General features: G+C 44.0%; 9 protein-coding genes. 5 read left to right on the forward strand and 4 right to left on the reverse strand.

Annotated features, from left to right (window positions below):
- Positions 1 to 172 precede the first annotated feature (172 nt).
- The 3 genes from hemH to KI659_RS09630 all read left to right on the forward strand — a co-directional run bounded on the left by hemH (position 173) and on the right by KI659_RS09630 (position 3,054).
- Positions 173 to 1,207 (forward strand): ferrochelatase, encoded by a 1,035-nt coding sequence (hemH, locus tag KI659_RS09620; RefSeq protein WP_213945132.1) that lies wholly within the window; start codon positions 173 to 175, stop codon positions 1,205 to 1,207.
- Positions 1,208 to 1,213: 6 nt separating this feature from the next.
- The gene (locus KI659_RS09625; RefSeq protein WP_213945133.1) at positions 1,214 to 2,389 is read left to right on the forward strand and encodes a CynX/NimT family MFS transporter; all 1,176 of its coding nucleotides are present in this window, start codon (positions 1,214 to 1,216) and stop codon (positions 2,387 to 2,389) included.
- A 62-nt stretch (positions 2,390 to 2,451) separates the two neighbouring features.
- Positions 2,452 to 3,054: a DUF2179 domain-containing protein gene (locus tag KI659_RS09630; RefSeq protein ID WP_213945134.1), complete on the forward strand. Its 603-nt coding sequence runs from the start codon at positions 2,452 to 2,454 to the stop codon at positions 3,052 to 3,054.
- A 24-nt stretch (positions 3,055 to 3,078) separates the two neighbouring features.
- Here KI659_RS09630 and KI659_RS09635 read toward each other — a convergent pair whose 3' ends face one another.
- The 3 genes from KI659_RS09635 to KI659_RS09645 all read right to left on the reverse strand — a co-directional run bounded on the left by KI659_RS09635 (position 3,079) and on the right by KI659_RS09645 (position 7,680).
- A complete protein-coding gene (locus KI659_RS09635; protein ID WP_213945135.1) occupies positions 3,079 to 4,047 on the reverse strand; it encodes an SGNH/GDSL hydrolase family protein in 969 nt (322 codons plus the stop codon).
- Between the two features lie 18 nt (positions 4,048 to 4,065).
- Positions 4,066 to 5,466 carry an MBOAT family O-acyltransferase gene (locus tag KI659_RS09640; RefSeq protein ID WP_213945136.1) on the reverse strand — a complete coding sequence of 467 codons (1,401 nt, stop codon included), beginning with the start codon at positions 5,464 to 5,466 and terminating at the stop codon, positions 4,066 to 4,068.
- A gap of 531 nt (positions 5,467 to 5,997) precedes the next feature.
- The gene (locus tag KI659_RS09645) at positions 5,998 to 7,680 is read right to left on the reverse strand and encodes an aminopeptidase P family protein (protein WP_317195949.1); all 1,683 of its coding nucleotides are present in this window, start codon (positions 7,678 to 7,680) and stop codon (positions 5,998 to 6,000) included.
- Between the two features lie 130 nt (positions 7,681 to 7,810).
- On the opposite strand from KI659_RS09645, the gene pafA reads away from it, so the two are divergent.
- Positions 7,811 to 9,445 (forward strand): alkaline phosphatase PafA, encoded by a 1,635-nt coding sequence (pafA, locus tag KI659_RS09650; protein ID WP_213945137.1) that lies wholly within the window; start codon positions 7,811 to 7,813, stop codon positions 9,443 to 9,445.
- A gap of 203 nt (positions 9,446 to 9,648) precedes the next feature.
- Positions 9,649 to 10,065 (forward strand): transposase, encoded by a 417-nt coding sequence (locus tag KI659_RS09655; RefSeq protein ID WP_213945138.1) that lies wholly within the window; start codon positions 9,649 to 9,651, stop codon positions 10,063 to 10,065.
- Between the two features lie 283 nt (positions 10,066 to 10,348).
- On the opposite strand, the gene KI659_RS09660 is transcribed toward KI659_RS09655, so the two are convergent.
- Positions 10,349 to 11,509: a homogentisate 1,2-dioxygenase gene (locus KI659_RS09660; RefSeq protein ID WP_213945139.1), complete on the reverse strand. Its 1,161-nt coding sequence runs from the start codon at positions 11,507 to 11,509 to the stop codon at positions 10,349 to 10,351.
- Positions 11,510 to 11,652 lie beyond the last annotated feature (143 nt).

Consider the following 11,652-nt stretch of genomic DNA (forward strand, 5'->3'; position numbering starts at 1 on the left):
TCGTGGAAATTTTATCCTTTTTCTAAAACAAAACCTTCCAACTTTACCTCAAGACGGTTAATTCTGTACTGAATCTTTTTTAAGGCCCTTCCTCAAAAAATTGGGTATCTTAACATAAGCCCGTATTTTTGGTTCTGTTTATCAACCAATCAGAATTACAGGGTTATTTCTTATGAATAAAAACAAAGCTAAAATCGGGGTATTGCTCGTAAACTTGGGCACTCCCGATAGCACCGCTACCGGCGACGTACGCAAATACCTCAGAGAATTTTTAATGGACCCCAGGGTAATCGACATCAACCCGATAGGCCGTTGGTTTTTGGTAAACTTAATCATTGCCCCATTTAGGGCTCCCAAGTCCGCTCATGAATACCGCAAGGTATGGACCGATCGCGGCTCCCCGCTACTTTACCATACCCAGGATGTAAAAGCCAAACTTGAAGCCAAACTTCATTCTGAAGATTATCACGTTGAATTTGCCATGAGATATCAGTCTCCCAGCATCGAAGCTGGACTCAACAGGCTCAACAAAGCTAATGTCCGCAAGATCATTGTTGTATCTCTCTTTCCCCAATACGCCTCCGCCACCAATGGCTCAGTCGTTGACAAGGTGATGGAGATTGCCAGAACTTGGCAAGTGATTCCAAATATCACCTTCGTAAACAACTTTGTCGAGCACCCCAAGTTTGTGGAAGCATGGGAGAGCGTGAGCAGGCCGTACACCGATAAGCAAGAATTTGACCAATATATATTTTCTTATCATGGATTGCCCGAAAGGCAAATCAAAAAAGCCTCTTGCGATGGCTATTGCCAGCTGAGCGAAAAGTGCTGTGCCACCTATACTAAAAAAAATCAATTCTGCTATCGGGCCCAATGCTTCCTCACCACTCGCCTAATTGCGAACAGACTGGGACTGCCTGAGGAAAAGGTGAAAACCTGTTTCCAATCCAGACTCGGCAATGACCCCTGGATCCAGCCTTACACCGAAGACGTAATAAAGGAATCTGCCGCAGCCGGAAACAAAAAGGTACTGGCATTTTCCCCAGCCTTTGTTGCCGACTGCCTGGAAACCACTGTAGAGGTGGGCGAAGAATACAAGGAAATATTCATGGAAGCAGGCGGTGAACACTGGGAGCTTGTCCCCTCTCTCAATAGTACCGATAAATGGGTGGAATGCCTGGAAGATCTGGTGTTCCAAAATAGTTAAAATCCGATGAGCCAAAAAACTTCAAGAAACACCCTGCTATTGGTATTGGGTGTGGTCCTGGTTTCGTTTAACCTTCGCCCATCCATAACCGCAGTAGGCCCCTTGATCCCCATGATCAGGGAGGAACTGGGCCTTTCCAACGCTTGGGCAGGATTTCTCACCACTTTACCCTTGGTGACATTTGCCACTTTCTCCATTTTCTCCGCTGCAATAGGTCGGAAACTCGGAAATGCCCGCGCAATTTTCCTAGGCATGCTGATTATAGGAATCGGAACAGTGATCAGGGTTGCTGGGGGAAGCTGGCTACTGTTTTTGGGCACAGGCCTGACTGGGGTAGGCATAGTAATTGGAAACGTGCTTTTGATTCCTTTCATCAAAACCACCATGCCCCACAAAATTGGCTTGATGACCAGTATTTACACTACGGGCATGACCCTTTTGGCAGCGGTGGCCTCTGGGGTCAGCATACCCTTAGCCACTATTTTTAATCTTGGATGGAGGGGCTCCTTGCTTTCTTGGATTGGTCTTATTGTAATAGGGCTGCTGGTATGGCTGCCCCAAATCGGCAAAAAGAAAATGCCTGTTGCCAAATCATTTACAGAAACTACCTCCGTGCAGGTGTGGAAGTCCAAACTTGGCTGGCAGGTAAGCCTATTTATGGGCATTCAGTCATTTATTTTTTTCTCCCTGATCACTTGGTTGCCTGACCTTTTGATTACCCGGGGTTTTTCCCCATCAGAGGCGGGTTGGATCATCATGGGCATACAAGTCATAGGTTTAGCCGGCGCATTCACCGCCCCTCTGATCGCTGTGAAATTTAAGGATCAAGTGGGCCTAGGAGCAGTATTGGGACTGGCATATATAATTGGTTTCTCAGCATTCTTTGCCTACAGTGAAACACTTCTTTATGTAGGGCTTACCCTTGTCGGATTCTGCCTAGGCTCGAGTATCAGCCTTGCCTATACGCTGATAGGTCTACGCACGATGTCCGATGCCACCACTTCCTCACTCAGCGGCATGTCCCAGTCCATCGGTTATTTTCTCGCCGCGGTCGGTCCCTTATTGGTCGGCATCCTGTTCGATTTGTTTGGAAATTGGGACTTATTCATTTGGCTGATGATACTGGCATCTGCGATATTTCTGTTTTTGGCCACAAAAGTCGGGCGCCCACTCAAGATTTGATTCTTTCATTATGCCTTCCTAATAAAGGTTCCTACCTTTGCACCGCATAAAATGAAAAGACCATGAATGACTTTGTGCTTTCCCTGGGCATTAGCCAGGAAGTATTTTCCTACCTTATCATGCCGGTATTGATATTTCTGGCTAGGGTATGCGATGTTTCCATTAGTACCCTGCGGATCATGTTTGTGTTGGCAGGAAAGAAGAAGGTGGCGCCTTTTCTTGGTTTTTTCGAGGCCTTGATCTGGCTTTTGGCAATCGGGCAGATTTTCCAAAACATCGACAACCCGCTGTCGTATGTTGCATACGCAGCAGGCTTCGGTATGGGCACCTATGTGGGGATGATTTTTGAAGAAAAGTTAGCTTTGGGAAGGGTGCTCGTAAGGGTAATCACGCCGGAGCCCATGCCGGAGTTGATTGAGTTTATGAAGGAAAAAAACTTCCGCTTCACCAATGTGGGAGCGGAAGGGAGATATGGGAAAGTAAATTTACTTTTTACAGTAATGAAAAGAGATGCCCTGCAGGAATTTATCGGAAAAGTTAAATCCAGCAATGACAAAGCCTTCTACACCATCGAAAGCGTCAAACGTATTTCCGAAGACGACTTAAATGTGATGGAGGACCGTCCAAGGTTTACCACCAGGATCTACAACAGGTTAAGAAAATGAATTGAGGGGTTGGGCGACCAACCCCTATCTTATTTCATTCCACACGGCTAGATTTTTCTTTGTTTTACTGCCATTTAAGATAGGCTTAAGTTCTTGGGCAAGTTTGCGACTATACTCCATGGCCCCTTCTTTATTTAAGTGTATGGGGTCAGTGTAGAACTCTGGATTCTTGGTGAAATATTCATCATTGGAAAAATCCAGCACATACACCCCTTCCACACTTTTCAAGTATTCCAACGTGGGGGTTGTCACCACCTTCTTGTTGTAATCCGGCGAAAGAGTCAACACCACCTTACTACCCTTATTCTGCAGTTCTGACACCAAGTTCTCAAACATCATAATAGCTTCCGGATCAAGGGCCTCCTGGTCGTGTTCATTGATCACTCTTTCAGGGATATCCTTACCGGCTAATGATCCCTTCAGTGGCTTCCACCCCTTGTCCTCCACCCGGCCATCGATCCCCTCGAAAAGGTAGGGCCTCAACATATAGTAAAAGCTGGAATTGAACGCATACAGGTTGGACTTAAGAAGCAATTTTTCCTTATCCGAAACCATGTCCACAAAATTCTTGACGGCATTGTGCCTGTTATAAAATGGTCTGAGTATACCGGCTGCCCGTTCAAAACTCTGGTCATCCACACTTTCCTTCAGAAAGTCGTTTTCAACATTGATTATGACCACATCAGGAGTATATCGGGCAAGGATACCGCTGTTCATGGCTGCCCAAAACGGCAAGCCCTGCCCGCCTCTTCCTGCATTCCAAACTTCCATCCCCAGGCTTTCTTCCATCACCGCAGGGGAATAATTCCCTTCAGCTCTTGAGCTACCCAGAATCACGATGTCTTCTTGCGCTTCCTCAAGTGAATACCTGGTCTTGTAATACCTTCCATCAGGTGACTTTTCCAACAGGTTAAGCAAAAAGCTTCCAACCACCAGGTCCAACACCACAAATGCTACGCACACGATCCCGATTTTGATCAGCAATTTTTTCATAATTTTTTAAAAATATTCTTAGAACTGGAAATAAATAAATTGGCTTCTGTCAAACACCCCCAAAGCGGTGATGTACATTAATATCAAAAGTATGGCGCTGAACCGCACCACCACCTGTGGGTGATAGATCAGCTGCAAATTTGGTTTGTACTCCGTAATGTAGTCATTGACGAAAAGGATCAACAAGGCTATCAGGCCAAACAGGAATATACCTTTGTCCCCAAAATACAACCCGCTACCGGCACCGGTCAAAATCCTAGATATCACCACAAAAGCATCCGTAACCGATGGAGCCCTAAAAAACACCCAGGCCAGGCAGGTCAAGGCAAATACAATGACCATCATGAGATACTTGGGCACATTGCCTTTTACTAAATATTTCTCAAGGATTTGATAAAAACCATGCAAGGCACCCCATACGATAAAGGTCCAATTGGCACCATGCCAAAAACCGCTGATAATAAAGGTGGCCATCAGGTTAAAACTTGACCGCTGGGTACTCACTCGGCTCCCCCCCAACGGGATGTAAACATAATCCTTAAACCAGGTGGAAAGTGAAATGTGCCATCTGCCCCAAAATGATTTGAATGAAGTGGCAAAATATGGCCGCCTAAAATTGGTCATCAGCTCAAAGTCAAACAACTTGGCACAACCAATTGCAATCAGGGAATACCCCGCAAAATCACCATAGATCTGAAAAGCAAAGAACACGGTGGTCACAGACAGCGTGAGCCAACTGTGGGTTTCGGGACTTTGGAACACATCATCTACATAAATGGCCAAACGGTCAGCCACAGCCACTTTCATAAAAAAGCCCCACAGCATCATCTTTAAACCCTGAGAAGCATTCTCGTAATTGAACTTTCTCTCCCTGAAAAACTGTGGTAACAAATTGGTCGCCCTTTCTATAGGTCCCGCCACAAGCTGGGGGAAAAAGCTCACAAAAGCCATAAACGCCAACAGGTTTCTGGTTGGTTGCAGCCTTTTGTAATAAATATCAATCGAATAACTCAGGGTCTGAAAGGTGTAGAAACTGATCCCCACCGGCAGGATGATATTCAGCCGGCTAGCCGGGATACTGGCTCCAAAGAAGGTAAATGCTTCGGTGAAGCTGTCCATGAAGAAATTAAAATACTTAAAGAAAGCCAAAAAACCCAGATTGACTCCCAAACTTATCCATAGCAGATGCTTCCGGGCAGTCGGTTCATCTGTTTTGGCCATCTTCAGCCCTACAAAGTAGTCTATAAGGGAGCTGAAAAATATCAGCGAAAGAAACCTCCAGTCCCACCATCCATAAAAGAAGTAGCTGGCTCCTAACAACAGCACGTTCTGCGCAGTCACGCCTTTTTTGGACAAAGCCCAGAAAAGGAAAAACACTATCGGCAGAAAAATTGCAAATTCGAGGGAATTAAAAAGCATATTGATTTAAAACTTAACCTAAAACACTGAGAATTTTTAGAGAAAAACTAGATACAAAAATTATTTTTGGTACTTTTTACAAGTATACTTTAACAAAACCACCATTTTGAGAGATGGGATTTTATTTTTCTTAATTTTTGTGAAACATTTTCAGGATAGTAAAATCAAAAAGTATTCCGATACTCTATTTTAAATGTTAAAAAATATAGGCTATTTGATTTTCAGCCAATTAAAAACCTTAATCAACAAAAAAGAGGCTCAGAGGCCTCTTTTCACTTATTTATTTAATTCGAAGATGTTAAAATAGACCGGAGACGGAAGACCGGAGACTGAATCACGCTTAGTCTAGCACCAAGCCAAATTTTCACTACTCATCATATCACGTCCTAAATTAATTTGGCACTTAATCCAAGCTTTCAATTTTTCTCCGCGAAGTGGGAAACCTCCTATGTCGGCAGACAGGCTCTGTGAAACTCCATTAAAACTCAGTGGAACTCTGTGTCCCTTTACTTTTTTCGAGAAGCACCCCACTTAATCCAACTCCGGCAGCACCCATTCTTCCAAAACACTCGTCTGCTCCATCATTCTCTCAATTTCTTCACTTGACCTCGGGGCAAATGCAGACAGGTTTTCATAACCTTCACCGGTAATTACCACATCATCTTCGATTCTCACCGCGATCCCCCACCATTTCGGGTCACAATCACTACCTTCTGGAATGTAGATTCCAGGCTCCACGGTCAATACCATACCTTCACGAAGTGTCCCGAAAGTACCTCTGTCATGCACATCCAGTCCCAAATGGTGGCTGGTCCCATGAGGAAAGTAGCGGTGACGTTGTCCTTTTTCAATGATCCCTAACTCCGCTAGTCCCTCATTGATCACCTCTTGGGCTACTTTTCCGATCTCACTGAAATCATTTCCAGGCCTGCACTGCTCAAAACCTGCCTCTTGGGCCTTGTAGACCAAATCATAGATCAACCTCTCTTCTTCAGTAAACTTGCCAGAAATCGGAATGGTGCGGGTAACATCCGCCGTATACCCCCTAAACTCGGCCCCAAGATCCATCAGGATCAATCGCTTATCTATATCCCTTTTATCATTCTCAATATAATGAAGGATACATCCATTGTTTCCCGCACCAACTATGGAAGGGTATCCCACCCCCTCAGCACCATAGCGCTTGTAAACAAACTCATGAATCCCCTGAACTTCCCTTTCAGACATGCCTGGCTTGAGCGCCTTCATTACTTCCACCTGTCCGATGGCCGAAATCTGTATCGCCTTTTTAAGCATGGCAAGTTCCTCTGGGGTTTTGGTTTCACGCAGGTAATCCATCATCTGAGGCAAAGCCGCAATGTCAACTTTGTGATTAGGGACTCTTTCCCGAACCTCCATGCGCTTCTCCGGAGAGTCCGCGTTTAGAAAATCATTCAGCACCTCATTGTTTTCCACTTCTGGATAAAACCTTCTATACCGGCCTATCACCTGGGCCACATTGGCGGAGTTTTCGATATCCGTGGTTTTTATCAGTTCATACAATTGCCCGGTAACTTCACTCGCATCTTCAGGATATTCCACGGCACTCATGAACTTCTCCCTCATCTGCTGCAGGTCTTTGTTACTGTTGCTTTCTTCTATGGCTTTATTTAGTGAAAAAGAGAGAACCTTGTCGAACTTCTGGAAATCCCCTTCCAGAACTTTTTCAAACTCAGAGTTTAGAAATACCTGCTGGAAACCTAGCTTATCTTTCACGCCATCCACTCCCAGACGCTTTCCGTTCCACATTTCGGCATTTTCATCTCTTGGCTGCACAAACATGAGTTCATCCACCATTTCCCCGTCCACTTCCACAGGGGAGTCAAAAATCACTAAAGCCGCATTGGGCTCCCTAAAACCGGAAAGGTAAAACAGGTCCGTGTTGGGGTGATAAATAAAATCCACGTCATTGGATCGGTTTTTCACCGGAGAGGAAAAGAAAACTGCCACTGACTTTTCGGGCATCAGCTCTCTAAAAGCCTCACGGCGCTCGCGGTGAAATTTTGCGTCAAGGCCGTCATCAAAATAAGATTGGGAAAAAGCCTCCCCCAGCCCTATAGCCATTAAAAGAATGATTGATAATAATTTCTTCATATTCATATCCATACTTTTTCTCAAAAACATAAAAATGCCTCTTTCTATGTAATTTACCAACCTCTTTTTATTAAAGAGCATTAAAATTGGTTAATAATTACTACCAAAACTCTCAGTTATTCTATGCCTTTGCCCATTCATCCGAAGTCCATCAGCCCTATTCATATGGATTTCTTATCTTTGCGGCAGACTATTAAATCAAACATATTCCATGAAGAAAATAACCGTTCTGGCATCCATGCTTTGGATGATGACTGTAGGCTTTGCAGTTGCCCAGCAAGAGTCAGAAAAGCCGAAAATAGTAGTTGGGATTGTGGTAGATCAGATGCGTCAGGAATACCTATATAAATTCAGCGATCGATATACAGACGGAGGTTTCAAAAAACTTGTGAAAGATGGGTTTATGATGCAAAATGCCCACTACAACTATATCCCCACCTACACTGGCCCAGGCCACGCATCCGTATATACCGGCGCCACACCTGCCACACACGGCATTATTGCCAACAACTGGTATGTAAGGGAGCTGGAAAGATCAATTTATTGTGCCGAGGACACCACCGTTTCCTATGTGGGTGGATCGGAAAAAGCTGGCTTGATTTCTCCACGCAACATGAAATCCACCACCATCACCGATGAGCTGAGATTTGCTTCCAACAAAAGGTCAAAGACAATCGGAATTGCTCTGAAAGACAGAGGAGCAGCCCTTCCTGCCGGCCATCTCGGTGATGCCTATTGGTACGATGGAAACACAGGGGAATTCATGACCTCTACCTATTATTATGATGAACTCCCACAGTGGGTTCAGGATTTTAACAATAAAAAACTCCCGGCTAAGTACTTGGATGGCAATTGGGAAACGCTTTACCCAATCGACTCCTATATTCAAAGCATTGACGACGCCAACGAGTTTGAAGGCAACTTTGCAGGTAAGGAGACAACCGACTTCCCATATAATTTGACTGAACTACAGGAAGAGAATGGTGGACTGGGCATGATTTCCTCCACACCATTTGGGAATACCTATACCTTGGACATGGCTTATGCTGCTATCGAAGGCGAAGAGTTGGGCATGAGAGGCGAAACGGACTTCTTGGCCGTCAGCTTTTCATCACCTGACTATATCGGCCACAGATTTGGACCTACATCCGTGGAATTGGAAGACAACTACTTAAGATTGGATCAGGACATCGAAAAATTCCTTTCCTACCTAGATGAGACCTATGGCGAAGGAAACTATCTGGTATTCCTCACCGCTGATCACGGCGTAGCGGATATCGTGGAATACATGAAGAGTGAAAATGTGCCTGCCGGCAATTTGGACAGCCGTTTTCTGGTAACCCAACTGAAAGGCTTTGCCAATGACAAGTTTGGTGAGGGTGAATGGATTGAAAATTACTCCAACGAGCAAATCTTCCTAAACAGAAAGCTGATCGCTGAAAAAGGAAAAAATCTGGAAGAAATGCAGCGGGCTCTTGCAGAGTACGTACTCAAGTTTGAAGGAATCAAAGAAGCTTATACTGCTTCTGACTTGAGAAGAAGCCAGTTTATCAAAGGCCGCTCTCACCTGTTACAAATGGGCTATAACCATAAAGCTTCCGGTGATGTATTGCTGATTTTTGAGCCAGCCTGGCTTTCTAGCTCTTGGAAAGGAACTACCCACGGCACGGGATACACATATGACACCCATGTGCCTATCCTTTTTTATGGATGGAACATTGAAGCAGGGCAAAGTGCTGAATACTGCACTATTACAGATATTGCTCCTACTTTGGCTATGCTGTTAAAAACTAGATTGCCAAATGGCGCCACAGGTCAACCACTACTTCCTGTATTGAAAAAATAAACGTCTTTTTTACAAAAAAGCTACATTCATCATCAAACCCCGCTAGTTCAACGTTAGCGGGGTTTTTATTTGACCACTCTTGAAATAATCCTATGATTTGTTATTATTAAAACATTCAATGATCATTGAAAGGAATTTTTTTTATTAATTCGATTTTTATTTTTAATCATTTGTTTCTAAATTCGAATAATTCATCAACAGATATGAGAAACTCACATACTGAAATATGGACCCATTTAGTCATCAGCGCCAAAGGCTACCAGCCTCTCTTCCAAAAAGAGTGGATTGATACCATTGACGAGACTTTGAGAGATTTCATCGGCAGCATCCCTGACCACAGGGGGACTTTTTGCATCATGCCTGACCACATACACTTTTTGGTCAAGCTGCCGGATGACCTTTCGCTAAACGGACTTGTAAACCAGGTGAAATCTGTCATCAAGACCCGTTTGAAAGATACTTTTCAGCAGGATGCGGAAAATTTTGACTGGGAGCCCCACCACCACGCTCATTCAGTTAGTCTTAACCGCCTTTCAGTGGAAAAAAGTCTGATCGAAAGACAGCTTATCAAGCATAAGGAAATGTCACTGGAAGAAGAACTTAAATTTTTTGGGATGTAGTTTTCGTTGATTTTTTAGTAAAAACAGAAAAGACTGCCCTCGCGATCCAACACGGGGCAGTCTTTTTCTTTTTCAATCTTCATTATTCATCATTCGACATTCATCATTCATCATTCACATTTCCCACTTCCGCAGTTTAGAAGGTTATTCCCCGATCCTCCCTTCGGGGATCGGGAGGGTTAGAAGTTTAATATTGAAATTTCTCCGCGAACTAGCCTTTGTGCAACTTCGTGAAAACTTTGAGGCCTTTGTGGCCATTTTCTTACATTTTTACTTCATACTTCTACTCTGTCCAGCTCATCGGATAATCCTTATCCACATAATCCAAGGCGGCGGTAGTGACAAATAAAGGCCTGAAAGTATCCAGCATCACGGCATACTCCTCCGTTTTCTCCGCTCCTAGGCTTTTCTCAACAGTACCCGGATGAGGACCATGAGGAAGACCGCCCATATGTAGAGTAAAGCTACCCCTATCAATTCCCTTTCTACTCATAAACTCCCCTTCAGCATAATACAACACCTCATCAGAGTCAATGTTGCTGTGGTTATAGGGTGCCGGAATAGACTGTGGATGATAGTCAAACAGCCTTGGCACAAAGGAACAAATCACAAAACCCCATGCCTGGAAAGTCTGATGTACCGGTGGCGGCTGGTGGATTCGGCCTGTGATGGGCTCAAAATCATGAATGGACATGGTATAAGGATAGAGATATCCATCCCAACCCACAATATCCAGTGGGCTATGCTCATAAGAATATTGGTGCAGCATCCCCTGCTTTTTGATCTGCACCAGATAGTCTCCTTTTTCTTTTTCGATATGCAATTCTGTTGGCGGGTGTATATCTCGCTCACAGTAAGGGGAATGCTCTAAAAGTTGCCCTACTTCATTTCTGTACCTCTTCACGGTTTCAATGGGACCATGGGATTCAATAACCAAAAGTCGAAGCGGGCCTTCATTCCACTCAAAGCGGTAAATGGTAGTTCTTGGAATAACGATGTAATCGCCTTTACTGACTTTTAGTTTGCCAAACTGGGAATACATGTAACCTTCACCATCATGGACATAGATCAGCTCATCCCCATCAGCATTCTTAAAATAGTAATCCATTTTCCTCTCCTCCGGCACACAGATGCCCATCATCACATCATTGTTTTTCAACAACATCTTGCGGGCATTTAGATAATCCTTTCCAGTGGTGGAGATTTTGGAAGTATTAAGGTGGGTCTGCTTCAGGCCATATTCCTTGGCAATATCCCAGTCGAACGGCACAGGCTTTCCAATCGATTTAACACTATTGGGATTGTAGATGTGATAGAGATTGGAGTAGATGCCCGAAAAGCCTTTTGAGCTTACCAGTTCCTCCTTATATAGGGAACCGTCCGGCTGCCTGAATTGTATATGTCTCTTTGGCGGCAATTCGCCTAGCCTATGATAATATGCCATATGTATGTGGGTTTATTGTAGGTTAAATTTAGGAATTATTAAATAAAACACATTCCGCAATGCAATCAAATAAATAGAATGCTTCAAAAATATGACGTTCGTCATTTTAAGTTTAAAACTTAAAATCCCTCATACTGTTCAAT

The sequence above is a fragment of the Litoribacter ruber genome (assembly GCF_018449405.1).
Classification (GTDB): domain Bacteria; phylum Bacteroidota; class Bacteroidia; order Cytophagales; family Cyclobacteriaceae; genus Litoribacter; species Litoribacter ruber.

Bases quoted from the DNA above. Each gene is read 5' to 3' on its own strand.
- KI659_RS09630 (WP_213945134.1), top strand. From the start codon at position 2,452: ATGAATGACTTTGTGCTTTCCCTGGGCATTAGCCAGGAAGTATTTTCC.
- KI659_RS09655 (WP_213945138.1), top strand. From the start codon at position 9,649: ATGAGAAACTCACATACTGAAATATGGACCCATTTAGTCATCAGCGCC.
- KI659_RS09625 (WP_213945133.1), top strand. From the start codon at position 1,214: ATGAGCCAAAAAACTTCAAGAAACACCCTGCTATTGGTATTGGGTGTG.
- KI659_RS09660 (WP_213945139.1), bottom strand. From the start codon at position 11,509: ATGGCATATTATCATAGGCTAGGCGAATTGCCGCCAAAGAGACATATA.
- hemH (WP_213945132.1), top strand. From the start codon at position 173: ATGAATAAAAACAAAGCTAAAATCGGGGTATTGCTCGTAAACTTGGGC.
- pafA (WP_213945137.1), top strand. From the start codon at position 7,811: ATGAAGAAAATAACCGTTCTGGCATCCATGCTTTGGATGATGACTGTA.
- KI659_RS09640 (WP_213945136.1), bottom strand. From the start codon at position 5,466: ATGCTTTTTAATTCCCTCGAATTTGCAATTTTTCTGCCGATAGTGTTT.
- KI659_RS09635 (WP_213945135.1), bottom strand. From the start codon at position 4,047: ATGAAAAAATTGCTGATCAAAATCGGGATCGTGTGCGTAGCATTTGTG.
- KI659_RS09645 (WP_317195949.1), bottom strand. From the start codon at position 7,680: ATGCTCTTTAATAAAAAGAGGTTGGTAAATTACATAGAAAGAGGCATT.